The 24,130-nt window shown below is 61.7% G+C and carries 15 protein-coding genes; 11 read left to right on the top strand and 4 right to left on the bottom strand.

The window, feature by feature from the left end:
• The 8 genes from bcsR to HA46_RS12650 all read left to right on the top strand — a co-directional run.
• Nucleotides 1-306, top strand: a 306-nt coding sequence (bcsR, locus tag HA46_RS21555; protein WP_425298748.1) for a cellulose biosynthesis protein BcsR, incomplete at its 5' end; no start/stop codon positions are given.
• Entirely contained in the window at nt 306-1,037 is a 732-nt protein-coding gene (gene bcsQ / locus HA46_RS12685; RefSeq protein ID WP_084884617.1) for a cellulose biosynthesis protein BcsQ, read from the top strand. The genes bcsR and bcsQ, both read left to right, overlap by 1 nt.
• Nucleotides 1,034-3,646, top strand: coding sequence for a UDP-forming cellulose synthase catalytic subunit (bcsA, locus tag HA46_RS12680; RefSeq protein WP_084884615.1), 2,613 nt, complete (start codon nt 1,034-1,036; stop codon nt 3,644-3,646). Before bcsQ ends, bcsA begins: the two co-directional genes overlap by 4 nt.
• A 4-nt stretch (nt 3,647-3,650) precedes the next feature.
• Nucleotides 3,651-5,942, top strand: a complete 2,292-nt coding sequence (bcsB, locus tag HA46_RS12675) for a cellulose biosynthesis cyclic di-GMP-binding regulatory protein BcsB (RefSeq protein ID WP_208857413.1) — start codon at nt 3,651-3,653, stop codon at nt 5,940-5,942.
• Entirely contained in the window at nt 5,935-9,402 is a 3,468-nt protein-coding gene (bcsC, locus tag HA46_RS12670; RefSeq protein ID WP_084884613.1) for a cellulose synthase complex outer membrane protein BcsC, read from the top strand. Before bcsB ends, bcsC begins: the two co-directional genes overlap by 8 nt.
• Nucleotides 9,403-9,517: 115 nt before the next feature.
• Entirely contained in the window at nt 9,518-11,545 is a 2,028-nt protein-coding gene (gene hmsP / locus HA46_RS12665) for a biofilm formation regulator HmsP (protein ID WP_033793142.1), read from the top strand.
• Between the two features lie 268 nt (nt 11,546-11,813).
• Nucleotides 11,814-13,100 (top strand): dicarboxylate/amino acid:cation symporter, encoded by a 1,287-nt coding sequence (locus HA46_RS12660; protein ID WP_033793078.1) that lies wholly within the window; start codon nt 11,814-11,816, stop codon nt 13,098-13,100.
• Nucleotides 13,101-13,341: 241 nt separating this feature from the next.
• Nucleotides 13,342-14,826, top strand: coding sequence for a M16 family metallopeptidase (locus HA46_RS12650; RefSeq protein WP_084884611.1), 1,485 nt, complete (start codon nt 13,342-13,344; stop codon nt 14,824-14,826).
• A gap of 4 nt (nt 14,827-14,830) precedes the next feature.
• On the opposite strand, the gene HA46_RS12645 is transcribed toward HA46_RS12650, so the two are convergent.
• Together HA46_RS12645 and kdgK are read right to left on the bottom strand one after the other, a co-directional pair.
• Nucleotides 14,831-15,703: an alpha/beta hydrolase gene (locus tag HA46_RS12645; protein ID WP_084884624.1), complete on the bottom strand. Its 873-nt coding sequence runs from the start codon at nt 15,701-15,703 to the stop codon at nt 14,831-14,833.
• 332 nt (nt 15,704-16,035) lie between these two features.
• Complete coding sequence (kdgK, locus tag HA46_RS12640) at nt 16,036-16,968, bottom strand: 2-dehydro-3-deoxygluconokinase (RefSeq protein WP_084884609.1); 933 nt, start codon at nt 16,966-16,968, stop codon at nt 16,036-16,038.
• Nucleotides 16,969-17,248: 280 nt separating this feature from the next.
• On the opposite strand from kdgK, the gene pdeH reads away from it, so the two are divergent.
• Nucleotides 17,249-18,022, top strand: coding sequence for a cyclic-guanylate-specific phosphodiesterase (pdeH, locus tag HA46_RS12635; protein WP_033793082.1), 774 nt, complete (start codon nt 17,249-17,251; stop codon nt 18,020-18,022).
• Between the two features lie 63 nt (nt 18,023-18,085).
• Complete coding sequence (locus HA46_RS12630) at nt 18,086-20,146, top strand: AsmA family protein (RefSeq protein ID WP_084884607.1); 2,061 nt, start codon at nt 18,086-18,088, stop codon at nt 20,144-20,146.
• Here HA46_RS12630 and ppiC read toward each other — a convergent pair whose 3' ends face one another.
• Nucleotides 20,147-20,428 carry a peptidylprolyl isomerase PpiC gene (gene ppiC / locus HA46_RS12625; RefSeq protein ID WP_033754522.1) on the bottom strand — a complete coding sequence of 94 codons (282 nt, stop codon included), beginning with the start codon at nt 20,426-20,428 and terminating at the stop codon, nt 20,147-20,149. It abuts the gene before it with no gap.
• A gap of 74 nt (nt 20,429-20,502) precedes the next feature.
• Between ppiC and rep the strand changes: the two genes are divergently transcribed.
• A complete protein-coding gene (rep, locus tag HA46_RS12620) occupies nt 20,503-22,524 on the top strand; it encodes a DNA helicase Rep (protein ID WP_033793086.1) in 2,022 nt (673 codons plus the stop codon).
• Between the two features lie 119 nt (nt 22,525-22,643).
• On the opposite strand, the gene gppA is transcribed toward rep, so the two are convergent.
• The gene (gene gppA, locus HA46_RS12615; RefSeq protein ID WP_033793088.1) at nt 22,644-24,128 is read right to left on the bottom strand and encodes a guanosine-5'-triphosphate,3'-diphosphate diphosphatase; all 1,485 of its coding nucleotides are present in this window, start codon (nt 24,126-24,128) and stop codon (nt 22,644-22,646) included.
• Nucleotides 24,129-24,130: the final 2 nt, after the last annotated feature.

Below are 24,130 nucleotides of genomic sequence, written 5' to 3'. Positions count from 1 at the left end.
CCGGTTCGCATTGATCTATCATCGCGCCGATTCAGGCGGCGTCGATTTAACGCCTGCGTGAATATAACCATCTTTTACCCGACGTTGTTTTATCCGTGGCGAAAAGTAATGAAAAATGAAAATGCTTATACTCTGGTCGCGTCCGACGACCAACGTCAGGATGATATTAGCGCCTTGCGCGACGCTTTTTCTCTGCAGGCTTTTCGCTATATCGACATCGCTCGTGAAGAGCGGCTGGCGAACATTGTCGCGCGCTGGCCGCTGTTAGCCGAAACCTCGACGGAACAGCCGGGACGGTCGCGCTAATGCCGCTGATCGCGCTGCAGGGCATACGCGGTGGTACGGGCGCCACCTCTATCGGCGCCGCGCTCGGCTGGGCGCTGACGGCGCTGGGCGAAGGCGTACTGCTGATTGACGGCTCTCCATCGAGCCAGCTCGGCGCGCACTTTAACCTGCCCGCGCTGCCGGAAAAAGGCTGGATGCAGGCGCTGCTCGGCGGCGGCGCCTGGCAGGGCGCTGCGCTGCGCTACCCCGATGGCCCTGATCTGCTGCCTCATGGCTCGCTTACTCATCAAAAAGATTTTACTTTGCTGCGTCAGGACGCCGCGATCGCTACACCGCTGCTCGACGCGCTGGCGGACCTGCAGCGTCGCTATCGCTGGGTGATTTTTGATCTGCCCGCAGATTCGTTGCCCTGGCATGAGGCTCTCTATCCGCGGCTCGACGGCGTAGTGCGCGTGCTGACGCCTGACGCCAACTGTCATCTCCGCCTGTATCAGCAGCCTTTTACGGCGCATACGCGCTTTCTGATCAATCAGTTCAACGCCAACAGTCGCCTGCAGCAGGATCTGCATCAGCTGTGGGTCGCGTCGCTGAATAACCTGATTCCGCTGCTTATCCATCGCGACGAAGCGCTGGCGGAAGCGCTGATGATGAAGCAGCCGGTAGGGGAGTATCGTCCCCATGCGCTGGTCAGCGAAGAGATCACTACGCTGGCGAACTGGCTGCTGCTTCATCTGAACGGAAAGCAGCCATGAATCCGCTGCGCTGGCTGCTGACCGGGCCGGTCTGGCAGGCGCTGCGTTCGCGCTACGTCACGGCGCGCGAGCGCGGCGCGTCCCGCTTCGCCAGCGGCCTGAATCTGTTCTGGTGCGCGCTGGGCTGGGCGCTGCTGCGTTTCGAAACGCCGGGCTGGCAGCGCATTATTCAGGATCGCCGCCGTCTCTATCCGCATATCTCGCCGGAGCGCCCGCGGCCGTTGGATATTTTGCGCTATCTGGTGCAGACGCTGTGGCTGGTGGTGATTCTGCCGCAGGACAGCAGCGGCCGCAGCGAGCGGCAGCGTTTCAAAGGCTTCCTGCCGCTGTTTCGCTGGCGGCAGCGCGGCTATCAGTGGCTCGATACGCTCTCCGCGCGCGTTCAGAATGGCAACGTCGACGCGCGCCTCGAACAGCGGCTGCAGCGGCTCTCGCCGCTGGCGCGCCGCCTCTGTTTTATCGGCGCGGCGCTGTTCGCTTCGCTGCTGGCGCTGCTCTGCATCAGCCAGCCGTTCGGGCTGATGACGCAGTTTATCTTCGTGGTGCTGCTCTGGAGCCTGGCGATGCTGGTGCGGCGCGTGCCGGGCCGCTTCCCGACCATGATGCTGATCGTGCTGTCGCTGACCGTCTCCTGCCGCTATCTGTGGTGGCGCTATACCTCGACGCTCAACTGGGACGATCCGCTCAGCCTGATATTCGGGCTGCTGCTGATCGTCGCGGAAACCTACGCCTGGGTGGTGCTGGTGCTGGGCTATTTTCAAACGCTGTGGCCGCTTAACCGTCAGCCGGTCTCGATGCCTGACACGCTCGATCAGTGGCCGAGCGTCGATCTGCTGGTGCCGACCTACAATGAGCCGCTCAGCGTGGTGAAGCCGACGATTTACGCGGCGATGGGTATCGACTGGCCGAAGGATCGGCTCAATATCTATCTGCTCGACGACGGCGGACGCGAAGAGTTTCGCGAGTTCGCCGCCAGCGTCGGCGTAAACTACGTGGTGCGTCCGACACACGAGCACGCCAAGGCGGGCAATATCAACCATGCGCTGAAAACGCGCTGCCGCAGCGAATTCGTCTCGATTTTCGACTGCGACCACGTGCCGACGCGCGCCTTCCTGCAGATGACCATCGGCTGGTTTATCAAGGACCCGAAGCTGGCGATGCTGCAGACACCGCATCACTTCTTCTCGCCCGATCCCTTTGAGCGCAACCTGGGCCGCTTCCGCCGAACGCCGAACGAAGGCTCGCTGTTTTACGGCCTGGTGCAGGACGGCAACGATACCTGGGACGCCACCTTCTTTTGCGGCTCCTGCGCCGTGTTGCGCCGCAGCGCGCTGGATGAGATCGGCGGCATCGCGGTAGAAACCGTGACCGAAGATGCGCACACCTCGCTGCGCCTGCACCGGCGCGGCTACGCCTCCGCCTACATCCGCATTCCTCAGGCGGCGGGGCTGGCGACCGAGAGCCTGTCGGCGCATATCGGCCAGCGTATTCGCTGGGCGCGCGGCATGGTGCAGATTTTCCGTCTTGATAACCCCTTGTTCGGCAAAGGGTTGAAGTGGGTGCAGCGCCTTTGCTACGCCAACGCCATGCTGCACTTTCTCTCCGGCATTCCACGCCTGATCTTCCTGCTGGCGCCGCTGGCGTTTCTGCTCTGCCACGCCTACATCATCTACGCGCCCGCGCTGGCTATCGCTATCTATGTGCTGCCGCATATGCTGCACACCAGCCTGACTAACTCGCGCATTCAGGGGCGCTGGCGTCACTCCTTCTGGAGCGAGGTGTATGAAACCGTGCTGGCCTGGTATATCGCCCGGCCGACCACCGTGGCCCTGTTCAACCCGCACAAAGGCAAATTCAACGTGACGGCGAAAGGCGGCCTGGTGGAAGAGCACCATCTCGACTGGGTGATCACCAAACCCTATATGTTCCTGGTGCTGCTCAACCTGGCGGGCGTGGCGATGGCGTTCTGGCGCATGAACTACGGGCCGGCCAACGAGGTGCTGACGGTCTGGGTGAGCCTGGTGTGGGTCATCTATAACATGGTGATCCTCGGCGGCGCGGTGGCGGTTTCCGTCGAAGCGCGGCAAATCCGCGAGGCGCACCGCGTGGAGATCGCCATGCCTGCCGCTATCGCGCGCGAAGATGGCCACATGCTGCCCTGTACGCTGCGCGACTACTCCGACGGCGGCGTCGGCGTCGAACTGCGCGAGTCGAATGCGTTGAAGGAAGATGAAAAAGTCTGGCTGCTGCTGCGCCGCGGCCAGCAGGAGTTCAGCTTTCCGTGCCGCGTGCAGCGCGTCTTCGGCCTGCGCGCCGGCATTCGTCTGCACCAGCTGACGACCCAGCAGCATATCGAATTTATCCAGTGCACCTTCGCCCGCGCCGATACCTGGGCGCTGTGGCAGGACGGTTTCCCGGAAGATAAACCGGTGCAGAGCCTCGCGGATATCATGATCCTCGGCTTTAAAGGCTATCTGCGCCTGGCGGAATATGGTCCGCCGCAGTTACGTCGGCTGTTTAACCTGCTTACCGCTGGGCTGAGCTGGCTGGCCTCGCTGTTGCCGCAGGGCACTGGACGGGCGCCCGCTTCAAAAAACGTATTGAGTTGATGATATGACGATGACGAGAGTGAACGGTTGGTTTACCGCCCTGCTGCTGGGCACCGCAACGCTAAGCTGTGCCGCCGCGCAGGACGCCGCGTTGGCGAATCCTGCCGAGGCGGCGTCGGTTCAGACCGCGCCCCAGGATCCCGGCGCGCCGCTGCGCGACAGCCGGCTCGACTTTACCCAGCTGGCGCCGCCGCCGGGCAGCATGACGCTGCGCGGCTCTCAGCCGAGCGGCCAGATTGAGTTCGGCGTGCGCAGCGACGAGGTGGTGACCCGCGCACTGCTTAATCTCAGCTATCGCCCCTCGCCCGCGCTGCTGCCGACGCTGTCGCAGCTCAAGGTCTATCTCAACGACGAGCTGATCGGCCTGATCACCGTTACGCCGGAGCAGCTCGGCAAAGAGACCCAGACCCAGCTGGCGATCGATCCCCGTTTTATCAGCGACTTCAACCGCGTACGCTTTGAGCTGGTGGGCCACTACACCAACGTGTGCGAGAACCCCGCCAACAGCACTATCTGGCTCGATATCGGCAAAGAGAGCGGCCTCGATTTAACGCTGCAAAAGCTGCCGCTGAAGAACGATCTGTCGCACTTTCCCGAGCCCTTCTTCGACGCGCGCGATAAGCGTCCGCTGACGCTGCCGGTGGTCTTCGCCGCGCAGCCGGACGTGGCGCAGCAGCGCGCCGCGGCGATGCTCGCCTCCTGGTTCGGCAGCAAAGCCGCGTGGCGCGGCCAGAACTTCCCGGTGCTCTACAACACGCTGCCGCAGCAGCAGCACGCCGTGGTGTTCGCCACCAACGACGCTCGTCCCGACTTCCTGAAAGATCTGCCGCCGGTGAACAAGCCCACGGTGGAAATCGTCAGCCAGCCCGACAATCCCTATGAAAAAATGCTGCTGATTCTGGGGCGCAACGACGAGGATTTGCTGACGGCGGTGCAGGGCATCGCTCAGGGCGAGCTGCTGCTGCGCGGCGACACCTCGACTATCGATAGCGTAAAACTGCTGGCGCCGCGCAAAGCCTACGACGCGCCAAACTGGGTGCGGACGGACCGGCGTACCACCTTCGCCGAGCTGACGCAGTATGAAAACCAGCTGCAGTCCGACGGCATGCAGCTCAATCCCATCGGTCTGACGCTTAATCTGCCGCCCGATCTCTTTCTGGTGCGCGCGCGCGGCATCGACATGGACCTGAGCTATCGCTACACCGCGCCGTTCCAGGCGGACGGTTCGCGCCTGGCCGTACACCTGAACAACCAGTTCATCCAGGATTATCCGCTGCCGCCGAAAAATACCGCCGGCCAGCAACTGTTGCGTATTCCGCTAATCCAGGGATTGCAGGACAACAACCGGCAGCTGACGATTCCTGCGCTGCGTCTCGGCGTGGTCAACCAGCTGCGTTTCGACTTCGACTACGCCAACACCATTATCAGCGGCACGGCTGACGGGCGCTGCGAGAACGTTACGCCGGTCAGCCATCACGTGGTAGTGGATGATAGCTCCAGCGTCGATTTCTCCGGCTACCGTCACTACATCGAAATGCCGTCGCTGCGCGCATTTGCGGGCGCGGGCTTCCCCTTTACGCGCTACGCCGATCTGGCGCAAACGCTGGTGCTGGTGCAGCCGAAACCCGACGCGCAGCAGGTCGGCACGCTGCTCAACGCGCTGGGCAATATCGGCGCGCAGACCGGCTATCCGGCGCTGCGGGTGCAGTTCAGCGACGACTGGAGCAAAGCGAAGTCGCAGGACGCCGATCTGCTGATGATCGGCGACATTCCGAAAGATCTGCAGGATGACCGGCGGATCGCAGCGCTGGTCGACGCCGCAGGCAGCTGGATAAAGGCGCCGACGCGCCAGGCTGCCCTTGATGCCGGCAGCGTCAGCGAAGGCGATCGCGCGGCAGAAAGCACCACCGCCGTGGGGTCGCGCGGCCCGCTGGCGACGGTGATCGGCTTCCAGTCGCCGTTCAACGATCAGCGCAGCGTGGTGGCGCTGCTGGCCGACGGCAGCCCACGCAGCTGGCAGCTGCTGAACGATGCGCTGACCGACAGCGGCAAGCGCGCCGCGATTTTCGGCTCCGCTGCCGTTATTCGCGAATCGGGCGTCAACAGCCTGCGCGTCGGCGACAACTATTTCGTTGGCCATCTCCCCTGGTGGGAGCGCCTGTGGACGATGCTGGCGACCCATCCGTTCTGGCTGGCGCTCTGCGCGGTATTTGTCGTGGTGCTGTTCGCGCTGATGACCTGGCGCCTGATGCGCATCATTACGCGCCGCCGCCTGCTTGATGATGAAGATGAATAAATCGAGCGCGCTGCGGGCGAGCCTGTTGCTGAGCGGCGTGCTGGGCGCGCTGCCGGGTCTGGCCGCGCCCGGCGCCGGGCCGGAAGTCTCGCCGGTGGAGTGGCTGCTGTCGCAGGTCCGCACCGGCGAATCGACCAATAAATACGATCTGGTGCAGCAGGCGCTCTACCGGCTGGAGAAGATCGATCCCGATAATCCGCAGGTGCTGGCGGCGCGTCTGCGCCTGGCATTGCATCAGGGCGACGTTGCCGCCGCGCAGACGCTGCTGACGCGGCTGAAAAAGGTCGCGCCCGACTCGGCGGCGACGCGCGAGTCCGCCGTCGGCCTGGCGCTGATCTCCTCTGACGGACGGCAGAAGCTGCAGGAGGCGCGCCTGCTCGCCACTTCCGGCCGCCTTGCGGAAGCGAAAAGCGCCTACGACGCGCTGTTCAACGGCGTCTTTCCCGATGCGAATATTGCGCTGGAGTACTGGCGGCTGCTGGCGCGCATACCGGGCCAGGAGGGCGTGGCGTATCAGCAACTTCAGGCGCTGGAACAGCGCTATCCCGGCAATATCGGCGTTGAGCTGCAGCTCGCCCGTATGGCGTTCGATCGCCAGCAGCCGGCCCAGGCGGTCGAGCAGCTGAAGCAGCTGGCGAAAAGCAGCGCCGGACGCGACGCCGCGGCAGATCTCTGGCTACAGCAGATCAATAATCAACCGGTGAGCGAGAGCAGCGTGGCGCAGCTGAAAGCCTATCTGGAGGTGTTCACCGACGGCGACGCCCAGAAGCAGGGCCAGGAGGCGCTGGCGAAGCAGCAGGCGCAGCTCGCCGATCCCGCCTACCGCGAGCGCATGCGCGGACTGGCGCTGGTGGACGCGGGCGGCGGCGCCGAGGCTATCGCGGCGCTGAACGCCGCGCTCAAGGCGAACCCCAACGATGCCGACCTGATGGGCGCGATGGGCCAGGCGCAGGCGCGCGCCAATAACCGCGCCGCCGCCGTTCTCTGGCTGGAGCGCGCGATTCAGGCGGGTCAGCAGAGCACGCAGGTAGGCAAGTGGCAGTCGCTGCTGCAGACCAACCGCTACTGGCAGGCGATCGATGAGGGCGACAAGGCGCTGGCGCAGCACGATCTCGACGGCGCGGAGCGGCATTATCGCGAGGCGCAGGCGCTCGACAGCAGCGACAGCTACGCCCTGATTGGCCTCGGAGATGTGGCGCTGGCGCGCAACAACGCGCCGAGCGCCGAGCAGCTCTGGCAGCGCGCGCTGCGCCTCGACGCCAGCAACACTACCGCGGTTCGCCGCCTGGCGGGACTTTATCAGGCACAGTCGCCGGCGCGCGCCATGGCCTTTATTAACGGTCTGCCCGCCGCGCAGCAGCGCGCGCTGGCCGACACGCTGCGATCTTTGCGCAGCGACAGCCTGCGCGCCGAAGCTGACGCGCTGGCGCAGCAGAGCCGCTGGCGCGAGGCGGCGGAGAAATATCGCCAGGCGCAGGCGCTTTCGCCGGACGACGTCTGGCTCAGCTACCGTCTGGCCGGCGCGCTGCGCAACGGCGGCGCGCCGCAGCAGGCGGACGCGGTGATGGCGACGCTGCAGCAGCATCCGCAGGACGCGACCGCGCTCTACGCGTCGGCGCTCTATCTCTCCGGCAATGACAACGACGAGGCGGCGCTGGCGACCCTGCGCCGTCTGCCTGAGGCGCAATGGAGCAGCAATATGCGCGAGCTGGCGGATCGCCTGACGCAGAATAAGCTGTTCGCGCGCGCCGAGGCGCTACGCGCGGCAGGGCAGGAGAGCGACGCCATCGCGCTGCTGCGTCAGCAGCCCGCCTCCAGCCGCCGCGATTTGACGCTGGCCGACTGGGCGCTGGCGCGCGGCGACGCGCAGCAGGCGCTTGAGGCTTATCAACAGGTGCTCAAGCGGGATGCCGATAACGGCGACGCCTCGCTCGGGCGTATCGAAGCGCTGGTGGCGCTGAAGCGCAACAGCGAGGCGCGTACGGCGCTGAAAACGCTGCCGGCCGCGCAGGCGAGCCTGAATGGCGATCGTCGCGTGGCGCTGGCGTGGCAGGCGGTTGGCGACCTCACGCAGGCCGCCGCGCAGTTCACGGGCCTGAAGCAGCGCGCCGCGGCGCAGCCCCCTTCGCAAGACAAAGCGCTGGTGTTTCGCGATGCGGCGCGGCTGGAGCGCATGCAGCGACAGCCTGACGCCGCGCTGGCTGATTATCAGCAGGCGATGGTCGCCAGCGGCATCGGAGACGACAAGAGCGTCAGCCGGTTGACGCGCAATAACCCGCAGGATGACTGGCTGAAGCGCAGCATCCGCAGCGACGCGGCCGATCTCTATCGTCAGCAGGACACCACGCTGATGCTGGAGCAGGATTATTCGCGCAACAAGGGCACCGCCGGCGTCTCCGATTTTACCGCCCATACCACCATGCTGCAGGCGGAAACGCCGCTCGCCGACGGGCGCGGCTTCTTCCGGCTCGATCGCGTTCAGCTTTCGGCGGGCACCTTCTCTACCAGCAACGGCACGTTTGATGAGACCTTCGGCAGCTGCGACGACGCCAACTCAGGCGGCTGCAGCCGCTACGCCAGCCAGCGCGACGAAGGCACCGCGCTGGGCGTCGGCTGGAGCAATGATGTCTGGTCGGCGGACCTCGGCACCACGCCTCTCGGATTCGAGGTCACCAACTGGGTCGGCGGCGTCAGCTGGAAAACCGACGTTAAAGAGCTTGGCGTAACGCTCACCGCCTCGCGGCGGCCCATCTCTAGCTCGCTGCTCGCCTGGGCGGGCGCGCGCGATCCGGCGGCCAACGGCGGCAAAACCTGGGGCGGCGTGGTGGCGACCGGCGGCAGCGTCGGGCTGAGCTACGATCGCGGCGGCGCGCACGGCGTCTGGGCCGATATCAGCGCGCATCAGATCACCGGCGAGAACGTGGCGGACAACAGCCGCGAGCGGCTGATGGCGGGCTATTACTACAAGATGATCAATAGCGATAATCGCCGCGCCACGGTGGGCCTCAACACCATGCTCTGGCATTATCAGAAGGATCTCAGCGACTACACCTTCGGCCAGGGCGGCTACTACAGCCCGCAGGAGTATCTCTCGCTTTCCGTGCCCGTTACCTGGCGGCAGCGCACCGAGAACTGGTCGTTCAATCTGGGCGGCTCCGTCTCCTGGTCGCACTCGAAAACCGACGCGCAGCAGCGCTATCCGGTTAATCCCGGCTTTACCCTGGCGAGCAATCCGACCTCGACGAGCAGCAGCGGAGGCGGCGTCGGCTATACTTTACAGGCCGTGGTCGAGCGCCGCGTTACGCCGCACTGGTTTATCGGCGCAGGAGTCGATATTCAGCAGGCAAAGGATTATACGCCAAGCCACGGACTGCTCTATGTGCGCTACTCCGCCGCCGGCTGGGACGGCGATCTTGATATGCCGCCGGAGCCGCTAATTCCTTACGCAGATTTTAAATAATCGTCGGCCCGCGCAAAACTCGGACTCTGGCAGGCAGTAAAAAAAGTGAGTTCCAGGATATACTTGCTGCGCATTTTCCTGTCTGATAGCTGTGCTTTTTAGCCTGGAGAAGATTTTGCGCGTCAGCCGTTCACTTACGATAAAGCAAATGGCGACGGTATCCGCGGTGGCGCTGATTACCGTGTCTATCTTTATCGTCATTCAACTGTTTCATTTTGTGCAGCAGCGCAGGATCGACTATGCCCAGCAGATGGAGAATATCGCCCATACGGTGCGCCAGCCGCTCTCCGAGGCGGTCTTAAAAGCGGATATCGCTCAGGCCGAGCGGATCCTGCAAACCCTGAAGCCCGCCGGCGTCTTGTCGCGCGCCGACGTGGTGCTGCCCAATGCCTTTCAGGCGCTGCACGCCAGTTTCGAAAACGAAAAGCCCATCCCGCTGTTTATCGCCCGCCTGTTCGAACTGCCGGTACAGATCACTCTGCCGCTCTATTCAGTGGAGAGCAGCGGCTCGCCCAAGCCGCTCGCCTATCTGGTGTTGCAGGCGAATTCGACGCGCGTTTACCAGTTTATTCTCAGCACCGTCTCCACCATGGTCACCACCTATCTGCTGCTGGCGCTGATCCTGTCGGTGGCGATCAGCTGGTGCATCAACCGGCTGGTGGTTCATCCGCTGCGCAGCATCTCGCGAGAGCTGCAGGAGCTGCCGCCGCAGGCGATCCTGACCCACAAGCTGGCGCTGCCCGCCAGCCATCGCGACGATGAGATCGGCATGCTAATCCGCAGCTATAACCGCAACCAGCAGGTGTTGGAGTCGGTGCATGACGAGATGAGCCGGCTGACCACCCATTATGCCGTTACCGATCTGCCCAATCGCGCGCTCTTCCTGGCGCTGCTCGACCAGCATATCCGCAGCCACAGCAAAGGATTCGGGCTGATGGTGATCCGCATCGAAACGCTGCAGGAAGCCAACGGCGTGCTGAGCGACGAGCAGCGCGATACCCTGATGCTGACGCTGGTCGAGAAGATCCGCAGCACCGTCGACGACCATACGCTGCTGGCGCAAACCGGGCCGAGCGACTTCGCGCTGCTGATGAAGCGCGCCGGTACGCCGTTTCGCGCTATGCGCCTGGCGCGCAATCTGATGATCCGCCTGAACCAGCCGGTGACGCTGCATCAGCTGCAGCTGCGGCCCAACGCCAGCATCGGTCTGGCGCTCTATGACGAAGAGCCGCTTTCCGCTAACGAGCAGCTCGACCGCGCCACCTCGGCGATGATGTCGGCGCGCCATTTAGGCAAGAACCAGATCCTCTTTTTCGACGCGGCGCTGACCGAGCGTGCGCAGAAGCGCCTGACGCAGGAGCATGACATTCTGCAGGGGCTGCAGGACGAGCAGTTCCGGCTCTTCCTGCAGCCGCAAATCAACATGCAAACCGGCGAACTGGCCGGCGCCGAGGCGCTATTGCGCATGCGTATGCCGGACGGCAGCTACGGCCTGACGGAAGAGTTTATCGCCAGCGCCGAGGAGATCGGCGTTATCGCCGCCATCGGACGCTGGGTGTTCGAAGAGGCGTGTCGCATTCTCGCCGGCTGGCAGAAGCGCGGCATACTTATCCCGCTCAGCGTTAATATCTCCGCCGTGCAGCTGCGCGACGCCAGCATGGTGCATCATCTGCAGGGCCTGCTGCAGCGCCATCAGATTGCGCCCGGCAGCTTTGTGCTGGAGATTACCGAAACCGCGCAGATGGGCGATGCCGAAATGGCGATGGCGCTGCTGCGTTCGCTGCAAACGGCGGGCGTCGCGGTGGCGCTGGACGATTTCGGCATGGGCTACTCCAACCTCAACTACCTGCATCAGTTTAAATCGTTGCCGGTCAGCAAGCTCAAAATGGACCGCAGCTTCGTCGCCGCGCTGCCGGATGACGACACCATGGTGCGCATCGTGGCGGCCATCGCCGAGATTATCGATCTCGACGTGATCGCCGAAGGGGTGGAGACCGCCGAGCAGCGCGACTGGCTGCTGGCGCGCGGCATTCATATCGGTCAGGGCTATCTTTATGCCGAGGCGCTGTCGCTGGAACGCTTTACTCAAACCTGGCTGCCGACGTCCGCCGGCGGCGAGGATGCGCCCGCAGCCGAGCAGTAGGCGATCTTCTGGCGTCTTCCTGCATATTTCCTCTCAGGCGCTAATCGCCGCCTGATTCATTGATTTTGCGCGTTTTTTAGTTACAAAAGGTCTTGCTGAAGCGTTTCAGTTCATAGTTGCGTTTCCAGAAATCCCTTGGCCTTTGTAAGCCTGTATTAATCCCGTTAACAGGGTGTTATTTTTTGCCAACCGCCAGCGCCGGGGCGCGCGCTGCTTGCGGACACAATAAAACGACAACCTCACAACCCTGTTGTAGTGGACACCTGTTATGAAAACCTCACTGTTTAAAAGCCTCTATTTTCAGGTGCTGTTAGCCATCGGCATCGGCGTTCTGTTAGGCCATTTCTATCCGGAGTTAGGCACGCAAATGAAGCCGCTTGGCGATGGCTTCGTCAAGCTGATCAAGATGATCATCGCGCCCGTGATTTTCTGTACGGTCGTGACCGGGATCGCCGGCATGGAGAGCATGAAAGCGGTGGGGCGTACCGGTGCGGTCGCGCTGCTCTATTTTGAAATCGTCAGCACCATTGCCCTGATTATCGGTCTGGTGGTGGTTAACGTCCTGCAGCCGGGCGTGGGCATGAACGTCGATCCGGCGACGCTGGATGCGAAGGCGGTCGCAGTCTACGCCCAGCAGGCGGAACAGCAGGGCGTCATCGCCTTCCTGCTCGACGTCATTCCAGGCAGCGTTATCGGCGCCTTCGCCAGCGGCAATATCCTGCAGGTGCTGCTGTTCGCGATTCTGTTCGGCTTTGCGCTGCATCGCCTCGGCAGCTCCGGCACGCTGATCTTCAACGTGATTGAAAGCTTTTCGAAGGTGATCTTCGGCATCATCAATATGATTATGCGCCTCGCCCCTATCGGCGCGTTCGGCGCCATGGCCTTCACCATTGGTAAATATGGCGTCGGTTCGCTGGTGCAGCTCGGCCAGCTCATCGTCTGCTTCTATATTACCTGCGCGCTGTTCGTGGTGGTGGTGCTGGGGCTTATCGCGCGCGTCGCCGGCTTCAATATCTTTCGCTTCGTCGCCTATATCAAAGAGGAGCTGCTGATCGTGCTCGGCACCTCTTCCTCTGAGTCGGCGCTGCCGCGCATGCTGGATAAGATGGAGAAGCTGGGCTGTAAGAAATCGGTGGTGGGGCTGGTGATCCCGACCGGCTACTCGTTTAATCTCGACGGCACCTCGATTTATCTGACCATGGCGGCGGTATTTATCGCGCAGGCGACCAACGCGCACATGGACATCTTCCATCAGATTACCCTGCTGGTGGTGCTGCTGCTCTCGTCGAAGGGCGCGGCGGGCGTGACCGGCAGCGGCTTTATCGTGCTGGCGGCGACGCTGTCGGCGGTGGGCCATCTGCCGGTGGCAGGTCTGGCGCTGATCCTCGGCATCGACCGTTTTATGTCCGAAGCGCGCGCGTTGACCAACCTGGTCGGCAACGGCGTGGCGACGGTGGTAGTGGCCAAGTGGGTTGGCCAGCTTGATGAAAACCAGCTGAAAGCGACGCTTTCCAGCAAGGCGAAAGCGAAAAAACTGCCGGAAACCTCCGCTTAAGTACCGCTTTACAGCAAAATCCCTCTAAATGCCCGCTGTCGCTTGCCCTGACAGCGGGCATTTGCATAATAATGCCCACTTATTTTTTTCATGGTTTTTCACTTCGTTGCGCGACTTCCTGGCCTTCACGTGGTCAAAGACTCTGTTGTCGAAAAACGACGCGGCTAAAACGAGAAAAACTCACCGCGTATTACAACGGCGAAACGTGCCAGTGATAACGACTTTTAGATTAGAGGTTCACATGCAGGGCACCAGAATTCGGCTTTTGGTTGGGGGGGTGGCGTGGGTGGCCGCCAGTTTTGGCGCGTATGCCGAAACGCTGCAGCCCGATCCAGCCTGGCAAGAAGGGAAACTGGATAACGGATTAAGCTGGCAACTGCTGACAACGCCGCAGCGCCCCAGCGATCGCATTGAACTGCGTATGGTGGTGAATGCCGGCTCGCTGGTAGAGACCACCCAGCAGACCGGCTTCAGCCACCTGCTGCCGCGTCTGGCGATGGTGCACAACGCCGCGCTCGACACCAACCAGCAGCGCGCGCTGTGGCAGCAGGCCATGGATCCGCAGCATCCGCTGCCGCCCGCTATCGTTTCCTACGACTTTACCCAGTACAACCTTAGTCTGCCCAACAACCGTCCGGAGCTGCTGAAAGAAGCGCTTAACTGGCTGGCGGCGACGGCGGGCAAAATGTCCATTAACGAGCAGGTGGTCAGCACCGCCCTGAGCGCTTCCGATCCTGTCGCGACCTGGCCCGCCAATACCCAGGATGTGCTGTGGCGCTACCGCCTGAAGGGGTCGACGCTGCTGGCGCACGACCCGGCCGAACAGCCGCGCGCGCCGATTGACCTCAACGCGCTGAACGCTTTTTACCAGCAGTGGTATACGCCGGACGCCATGACGCTTTATGTGGTGGGCAACGTCGAGAGTCGCAGCCTGGCGGAGCAGATAAACAAAGCTTTCTCTTCGCTGACCGGCAAGCGCAGCAATCCCGCGCCGCTGCCGACGCTGTCGCCGCTGCCGCATCAGCCGATTAATCTGGTCAACGGCGCGATGAGCCAGGATCGTCTGGCGCTGATTTGGGATACGCCCTGGCAGCCGATTCGCGACTCACAGAATCTGCAGCGTTACTGGCAGAGCGATCTGGCGCGCGAGGCGCTGTTCTGGCACCTGCAGCGCACGCTGGGCGACAGCAAAGCGCAGAACCTGCAGATCGGTTTCGACTGCCGCGTGCTCTACCAGCGTGCCCAGTGCTCGGTTAATCTCGACGCGCGCAACGATGCGCTGGAGTCGGGGCTGAACCTGGTGTCGCGCGAGCTGGCCGTGGTGCGCGACAAAGGGCTGCCGCAGGAGGAGTTCGACGCGCTGATGGCGCAGAAACTGCTGGAGCTGAACAAGCTGTTCGCCACCTATGCGCGCACCGATACCGACGTGCTGATGAGCCAGCGCCTGCGTTCGCAGCAGAACGCGGTGGTGGATATCGCGCCGGAACAGTATCAGAAGCTGCGTCAGGCGTTTCTGAGCGAGCTGACGCGCGATCGGTTGAACCAGGAGCTGCGTCAGCAACTGTCGCAGGAGGTTACGCTGGTGCTGATGCAGCCGGAAGGCGAAGCCGAAACCAACGTGAAGAGCCTGCAGGCTATCTGGGACAAGGTGATGGCGCCGCCCGCCGCCGCCGATGCCGCGCCGCAGGAGAGCGGCGCCAGCGATAGCGCGCCGCCTTCCTCCTGACAGGTCAGGTTTTCGCCCTGAGCCACTCGGTCACCAGCATCGGCCAGCTGGCAAGGGGCAGATCCGCAACGCCGCGGATGCCGAATCCGTGGCCGCCTTTCTGATAAAAATGCAGCTCTGCGGGCACCTTGTGTTCGCGGAGCGCGCTGAAAAACGCCATGCTGTTGTTCACCGAGACCGTTTCATCATCCGCCGCGTGAATAAGCAGCGTCGGCGGCGTCTGCGCGTGGACGCGCGTCTCCAGCGAATAGGCTTCGATGGTTTTCGCATCGGGCCAGGCGCCCAGCAGGCGCGTGCGCGAACCCTCATGCGCCACGCCGTCGCGCATGCTGATCACCGGATAGACCAGCACCATCGCATCGGGACGCGGCGAGAAGCTGTCTGCGGCGTCCTGCACCGGATAGATTTTTTCAGCGAAGCGCGTGCCCAGGCTGGCGGCGACGTGACCGCCTGCCGAGAAGCCCGTCATGACGATATATTTGCCGTTCAGGCCGCGCTGGGCGCGATCGCGCAGCACGCGCACCGCACGCTGCGCGTCGGCCAGCGGCGCGTCTGCGCCTTCGTGGTGACCGTCATAGGGCAGGCGATAGGTCATTACCGCCAGGGTATAGCCCATCGCGGTGAAAAAGGTCGCCAGCGCGCTGCCTTCGCGGTCGATCAGAACGCGCTGATAGCCGCCGCCCGGCGCCACCAGCAGCGTGATGCCGTTGGACTCTTCGGGATGCCAGATGGCGATCTCCGGACAGCGCACGCCGGTCGCCGCGCGATCGTAAGGCTCATACTCTTTCGCCAGATCGACGATTTGCGACTGCGCGCGCGAATCGCTGGCGCCTGGCGCGTCGCCATTGGGCCAGATATTGATAATTTCTGTGTGCATAAAACGGTCCTGATGCGAGGAATGTTGTCGTTTTTTATCGCGGCCGGCTAACAGCGTCCTGCTGTTGTTGAGGAAAAGATGGTCTTTTTTGCGGCGGTCGTCCATCCGAAAACGGCCCGGAGCGGCGGATTCAGACTATGCCTGGAATAAAGAATAAGCGGGATTTCAGGCGTGAAAAGCGGTCTGTCGCATGGGTAAAAATCAGGGCCGGCGTTAATTTTTCTCTTAACGGCAACTGGTCGTCAACTGTCGGGCGATAAGGCAAATTTAAGGCGGTTTCGGCCGAGCGTTCGTCGGGGAGAGGTCGCACGCCCCGCAACGCGGGGCGGACGTTATGCCGGCATCGCTTCCAGCGGAACGATCGCGCCGCGATGCTGGATCACCGTGCTGGCGGTCAGATGGCCGCGCTCGGCGGCGGCCTGCGGCGAGCCGCCCGTCAGACGCTGCGACAGATAGCCGGCGCTGAAAGAGTCGCCTGCCGCGGTGGTATCAATGATGCGCGCCGCATCGAGACGGACGGCTGGCACGTCAATCAGCGCGTCGTCGCCGATCGCCACCAGACAAGAGTCGGCGCCGCGCTTAATCACGATCTCGCTGGCGCCGGCCTCGCGCGTGCGCGCAATCACCGCGCTTAAAGGGTGCTCGCCCCACAGCAGATGTTCGTCATCCAGCGTCAAAAAGGCGATATCGGTGCGCTGCAGCATGGCGCTATAGGCCTGCTGCGCGCTCGCTTTGTCGGCCCACAGGCGTGGACGATAGTTATTGTCGAAAATCACCTGACCGCCGTTAGCGCGGCAGCGATCCAGCAGCGCCATCAGCTTCTCGCGACTGTCGTCAGGCAGGATCGCCAGCGAAATGCCGCTCAGGTAGAGGTAGTCGTAGCGCGCCAGCTCGTCGACGATAGCGGCGGACTGCGGCGCGTCCAGCCAGTAGCGCGCGGCGGCATCGCTGCGCCAGTACCAGAAAGTGCGCTCGCCTTTGTCGTCAGTTTCAATGACATACAGGCCGGGCATTTTGTTTTCCAGCCGCTGGATCAGACGCGTGCCTACCTTCTCCTGCTGCCAGGCGGCGATCATCTGATCGCTGAAGGAATCAATGCCCAGCGCCGTCACATAATCGACGCTGAGCTGCGTCTCATCCGCCTGGCGCGCCAGATAGATCGCCGTGTTCAGCGTATCGCCGCCGAAGCCGCGTTTAATGCTCTCACCCTTCTCGGACAGCTCAATCATGCACTCGCCGATAATGGCTATTTTTTTATGCGTCATGGTTTTTGGCCTGTAGTGAAATAGTGCCTTAGTCTCGCGTCTGGTATGGCAGACGTCAACTATTTTTAAAACGCCGTTTTAATTCCACTTAAGGTAAAAAAAGCCTGTCTTCGCGGCGATTTAACGGCCAAAGCCGGGCTTTTTTTCACGATTGCGCCCGATACGGATTGGTACACTCTGTAGTCTTATGTGGCCAGCAGGCGGAAAGAGACAGGGCGGGCACAGCTGAGACTCGCCGCTGCGCTGACACATGGCACTTGCCACCAACCAGGAAAAAACCATGGTGATGAAGAATATTAGTCATCGGCTACCTTCTTCAACTGACATCAACCCACAGCAGGAAGCGCGTCTCTTCTGGCAGCAATGCCAACGATTCTACACTTTCCAGCCGATATACCAGGTATCGGGCCGGTTGCTGGCAATTGAAATCCTGACCGCCGTCACGCATCCGACCGCGCCGGAAAAAAAACTCTCGCCGGAGGCCTACTTTGAGGCGCTGGCAATTAATCAGCGTCTGCACGTCGTTCATGAGCAGCTGGCGCTGCTGAAAGAGTGGCAGCCCTTTTTTTGCGACAACCAGATTGTGGCGTCGGTGAATATCGACGGGCCGACGCTGATGGCGATTCAGCAGCATCCGCCGATTCGACGCCTGATTACCGAGCTGCCGTGGGTGCGCTTCGAACTCACCGAACATCACGCGCTGCCGCAGGAGGAGATGATCGCGCAGATGCCGGAGCTGGGGCCGCTGTGGCTGGACGATTTCGGATCCGGTATGGCCAACTTTTCCGCGCTGACGGAGCTTAAGTACGACTATATCAAGCTGTCGCGCGAGCTGTTTATCTTGCTGCGCCGCACCGAAGAGGGCCAGGCGCTCTTCTCGATGCTGCTGGCGTTGATTAACCGTTACTGTAACGGCGTGATCGTCGAAGGCGTCGAGACCGAGGAGGAGTGGCGGCAGGTGTGCTGCTCGCCCGCAATGGCAGCGCAGGGCTACTTTTTTTCAAGGCCGGTCCCCTTTTCGCAACTTAATCATCTGCCGCTTCAGCTTGTCTGATGCCGTTCCACAACGTCTCGACTATCTTTAACGGAGACTGTGGACAGGCAAGGAGTAAGCGAGATGTCGCGCACGGGAAAAGTTGTTAGCTGGATAGTCGGGATTTTTTTATTGCTGATCGTGGTGGTGATCATCATCATCGCGACCTTTGACTGGAATCGTCTCAAGCCCACCATCAACCAGAAAGTCTCGACGGAACTGAATCGCCAGTTCGCGATTCGCGGCGATCTGGGCGTCGCCTGGGAGCGCAACCGCGATGAGCCGGGCTGGCGTAGCTGGATACCCTGGCCGCATGTGCATGCGCAGGACATTATATTAGGTAATCCGCCTGAAATGGCGGAGGTAACGATGGTGCATCTGGAGCGCGTCGATGCCACCCTGTCGCCGCTGGCGCTGCTGCATAAAGAACTTTACCTCCCGTGGATCAAACTTCAGCAGCCCGATGCGCGGCTGATTCAGACCGCTGACAAAAAGAACAACTGGACCTTCAATCTCGCCGACAGCGAGAACCCCGATGCCAGCGCGGCGCCATCCGCCTGGTCATTCCGCCTCGACAATATTCTGTTCGACCAGGGCCAGCTGCGTTACCGCGATGCGGTCAATAAAGCCGACGTGACGGTAAAAATCAATCCGCTCGGCAAGCCGGTGCCTTATGGACAGATTGCCGGCGGCAGCGACGCGCAGAAAGGCGCAGGCGACTTCGTTTTCGGCTGGGAGGCGCGCGGCACCTATAACAACGAGCAGCTGGAAGGGGAAGGCAAAACCGGCGGCATGCTCTCGCTGCGCAGCAAAAACACGCCGTTCCCGATTCAGGCCGATATACGTAACGGCTCTACGCGCGTGCAGGTTACGGGCGGCATTCAGGATCCGATGAATCTTGGCGGCGTGAACGTTCGGCTGCGCTTCTCGGGCGACACGCTCGCCAATCTCTATGGGCTGACCGGCGTGCTCTTGCCCGATACGCCGCCCTATGAAACCGACGGCCACCTGACCGCCCGCTTCGCCGGCAAAAAAGGGCCGGAATACCATTACGAAAACTTTAACGGCCATATCGGCGACAGCGATATTCACGGCACGCTCACCTACACTCAGGGAAAACCGCGACCGGCGCTGGTGGGCGAGCTGAGTTCGAAGCAGCTGCGTATGGCGGATCTGGGCCCGCTTATCGGCGTCGACTCCGGCAAAGGCAGCGCGAAAACCGCGCAGGCGAAGGCGAAACGCGGCGAAAAAACGACGCAGCCCGCCGATCGCGTTCTGCCGCATGACACCTTCGACACCAAAAGCTGGGACGTTATGGACGCCGACGTGAAGTTCACCGGCAAGCGCATCGAACATGGCAATTCGCTGCCGTTGAGCGACCTTTACACCCATTTGCAGCTGAAAGGTGGCGATCTGCTGCTCGATCCGCTGCGCTTCGGCATGGCAGGCGGCACGCTGAACAGCACGATTCGTCTGGAAGGGGATAAGTCGCCGATGCGCGGCCGCGCCGACATCCACGCGCGTCGTCTGCATCTGCGTCAGCTCTTCCCCAATGTGGAAGCGATGCAGCGCAGCCTGGGGCAGCTAAACGGCGACGCCAGCTTTACCGGCAGCGGCAACTCGGTGGCGGATCTGCTCGCGACCAGCAACGGCCAGCTGAAGCTGCTGATGAACAATGGCTTGATCAGCCGCAGCCTGATGGAGATCGCCGGGTTGAACGTCGGCAACTATGTGGTCGGCAAGCTGTTTGGCGACGATGAGGTGCGTATCAACTGCGCCGCGACGGATGTGAAGCTGCAAAACGGCGTCGCGACGCCGAACCTGTTCGTGTTTGATACCGAAAATGCGGTCATCAACGTCACCGGCAACGCCAACTTCGCCAGCGAGCGCCTGGATCTCTCGATCAATCCAGAGAGTAAAGGCATCCGCATCGTGACGCTGCGTTCGCCGCTTTACGTTCGCGGCACCTTTAAAAATCCTGACGCCGGGGTTAAAACCGGCCCGCTGCTGGCGCGCGGCGCGGCCGCCGTTGCGCTCGGCACCGTGGTCGGCCCTGCCGCCGCGCTGCTGGCGTTGATCAGCCCAAGCGACAACGAGGATAACCAGTGCAGCAACGTGCTGCAGCAGATGAAAAGCAAAAAGTGATCAGCTGCGGTAAAGCACTTTAATGATGTGATAGCCAAATGCGGTTTTCACCGGCCCGAAGGGTTTTATCAGCGGGCAGGTGAAGACCGCTTTATCAAAGGCCGGCACCATCTGGCCTTGTCGAAACTCGCCTAAATCGCCGCCGTTGCGTCCGGAAGGACAGGTCGAGTGTTTCTTCGCCAGCTGCTGAAAACTGGCGCCCTTTTCCAGCTTCGCCAGCAGTTCGTTAGCCAGCGCTTCCTCTTTCACCAGGATGTGTAAAGCCGCCGCGGTTTTCGCCATGATAGTCCTCTGATTGTGTATACTGGCCGCCCATTATTTCATCCTCCTCTCTTTTTACTGAGCGATTTTTTACTATGCGTTTAAACCCCAGCCAACAACGCGCCGTCGAGTTTGTTACCGGCCCCTGTCTGGTGCTGGCGGGAGCGGGATCGGGCAAAACCCGCGTCATCACCAATAAGATTGCCCATCTGATCCGCGAGTGCGGCTATCAGGCGCGCCATATCGCGGCGGTTACCTTTACCAATAAAGCCTCGCGCGAGATGAAAGAGCGCGTCGCCCAGACGCTGGGGAAAAAAGAGGCGCGCGGCCTGATGATCTCCACCTTCCATACGCTGGGACTGGAGATCATCAAGCGCGAATACGCCGCGCTGGGCATGAAGTCCAATTTCTCGCTGTTCGACGATACTGACCAGCTGGCGCTGCTGAAAGATTTGACGCAGCCGTGGCTGGAAGAGGACAAGACGCTGCTGCAGCAGCTAATCTCGACCATCTCCAACTGGAAGAACGATTTGATCGATCCGCCGCGCGCCGCCGCGCTGGCGCGCGGCGAGCGCGACAATATCTTCGCCCACTGCTACAGCCTCTACGATCAGCATCTGAAATCGTGCAACGTGCTCGACTTCGACGATTTGATCCTGCTGCCGACGCTGCTGCTGCAGCGCAATCAGGAGGTGCGGGAACGCTGGCAACAGCGCATCCGCTATCTGCTGGTGGATGAGTATCAGGACACCAACACCAGCCAGTATGAGCTGGTGAAGCTGCTGGTGGGCGCGCGGGCGCGCTTTACCGTGGTCGGCGACGACGACCAGTCGATCTACTCCTGGCGCGGCGCGCGGCCGCAGAATCTGGTGCTGCTGAAAGAGGATTTCCCGGCGCTGGAGGTGATCAAGCTGGAGCAGAACTACCGTTCGTCGCAGCGCATCCTGAAAGCGGCGAATATCCTGATCGCCAACAACCCGCACGTGTTCGAGAAGCGGCTTTTCTCCGAGCTCGGTCTCGGCAGCGAACTTAAAGTGCTGACCGCGAACCATGAGGATCATGAGGCGGAGCGCGTGACGGGCGAGCTGATCGCACACCATTTCATCAATAAAACGCAGTATAAAGATTACGCGATTCTCTATCGCGGCAATCATCAGTCGCGCGTGTTTGAAAAGATGCTGATGCAGAACCGCATTCCCTATCGCATCTCTGGCGGCACCTCGTTTTTTTCGCGGCCGGAGATTAAAGATCTGCTCGCCTATTTGCGCGTGCTTACCAACCCGGACGACGACAGCGCCTTTTTGCGCATCGTCAACACGCCGCGTCGCGAGATTGGCCCGGCGACGCTGCAAAAGCTGGGCGAGTGGGCGAACCTGCGCAACAAAAGCCTGTTTAACGCCAGTTTCGACGTCGGCCTGGGGCAGACGTTAAGCGGGCGCGGCCTGGAACATCTGCAGCGCTTTACCCACTGGCTGCAGGAGATCGTGCAGATGACCGAGCGCGAGCCGGTCAATGCGGTGCGCGATCTGATCCGCGGCATCGACTATGAAAGCTGGTTGTTCGAAACGTCGGGCAGTCCGAAAGCGGCCGAAATGCGCATGAAGAACGTCAATACGCTGTTTCAGTGGATGACGGAGATGCTTGAAGGCAGCGATATCGATGAGCCGATGACGCTGACGCAGGTGGTAACGCGCTTTACGCTGCGCGATATGATGGAGCGCGGCGAGAGCGACGAAGAGCTCGATCAGGTGCAGCTGATGACGCTGCACGCCTCGAAAGGGCTGGAATTCCCCTACGTCTTTCTGGTCGGCATGGAAGAAGGGCTGCTGCCGCATCAGAGCAGCATCGATGAGAACAACATCGAAGAGGAGCGACGTCTGGCCTATGTCGGCATTACCCGCGCGCAGAAAGAGCTGACCTTTACGCTCTGCCGCGAGCGTCGCCAGTACGGCGAGCTGGTGCGCCCGGAGCCGAGCCGCTTTTTGCTGGAGCTGCCGCAGGATGATGTCGTCTGGGAAACCGAGCGCAAGGTCGTCAGCGCCGAAGAGCGGATGAAAACCGGGCAAACGCGGGTCGCCGGACTGCGGGCGATGCTGGAGAAGGCGAAAAAGGGCTAAGTATTGTTTCTGCTTCGCTGCGCCTTATCAGCTTATTAACCAGGGAAAGATACGCGTAATAGACCGCTTAACGGTGCTGTCATGAGTATCTTTCCCTGAATAAGCGCTGATCTCCGGCTTTAAGATAGTTGCAGCAGCCAGTGCACATAGGACTGGTAATGGCTCTCCTGGTCCAGCAGCTCGGCGCGCAGCGGGTGCGCTTCCAGCCAGCCTGCCGGCAGAGTGAGATGCAGCGTATCGTCGTCAGCCTGTAAGCGCACCGCAGGCAGCGTATCGTCGCGACGACGGCTGGAGAAGATGATCGCCAGTCGCAGCAGACGGCAGAGGCGTTCGGCAAGGCGCGGCGGCAGGGCGTTTTGCTGGGTCAGCAGCGCTAAATCGATGCTGCCGCTCTGGTTCTGCAGCAGGCAGGCCAGCAGTTTTTTCTGCGCGGGCGTAAAGCCGGGGAGATCGAGATGGCGCACCAGATAGGCGGCGTGCTGCGGAGCCTGGCGGAAGTCGACGCTAAGGCCGATTTCGTGTATCGCGCTGGCGCTGAGCAGCAGCTCGCGGCAGCGCTGATCCAGTTTCCATACCGCGCTCACCTGTCGAAAAAAGACATCGGCCAGCTGACGCACGCGCGCCGCCTGTTCCACATCAATAGAAAAACGACGCTGGACGTTCTGCAGCGTGCGGCTGCGGATATCGCGATCGACCGGCAGATGCAGCATGCCGTAAACCAGCCCCTCGCGCAGCGCGCCGCCCGCCAGCGTCATGCTTTCGATGCCGAGCTCCTGGAATACCGCAATCAGAATTGAAAGCCCGCTGGGGAAAACCAGCGCGCGCTCCAGCGTTAAGCCTTCGATCTCCAGCTCTTCCAGCTTGCCGCACTGAATGGCGCGCTGTTTGAGCTGCTGCAGCTTACTCAGGGTGATGCGTTCATCCATGCCCTGCGCCACCATAATCTCCTGCAGCGCCTGTACGGTGCCAGAGGCGCCGACGCAGGCTTCCCAGCCGTGAGCGCGCAGCGGCGAGGCGATAGGGCGGAGCATGTCGATTGCGGCCTGCTCGGCGGCGTCGAAATTCTCTTTTGCCAGACGACGGTCGCTAAAAAAGCGTTCAAGCCAGGTTACGCAGCCCATAGGCAGACTAAACAGCACGGAGGCGTGCGAGCCGTCGCCGGTGGCCAGCTCGGTGCTGCCGCCGCCGATATCGACCACCAGCCGTTTGTCCGAGCCGCCCGTGGTGTGCGCGACGCCCTGATAAATCAGGCGCGCTTCCTCTTCGCCGCTGATAACGTTAATCGGACAGCCCAGGATCTGCTGTGCGGTAAACAGGAATTCGCTGGCGTTGGCCGCCAGGCGCAGCGTGGCGGTCGCGACTACGCGGATTTGCTCGGAAGGAATATCCTGCAGCTGTTCGGAGAAGAGCTTCAGACATTCCCAGCCGCGCGTCATCGCTTCGACGGAAAGATGGTTATTTTTATCCAGGCCGGCAGCCAGACGCACCTTGCGCTTAATGCGCGCGACGGTCTGAATGCTTCCGGAAACTTCGCGCACCACCAGCATATGAAAGCTGTTGGATCCCAGATCAATCGCAGCATAAAGTGACGATGCGCTTAGCATAA

The organism is Pantoea septica, from assembly GCF_002095575.1.
Taxonomy (GTDB): Bacteria; Pseudomonadota; Gammaproteobacteria; order Enterobacterales; family Enterobacteriaceae; genus Pantoea; species Pantoea septica.
Note: the sequence above shows the minus strand (reverse complement) of the source record. Positions and strands in the feature narration are given on the sequence as shown.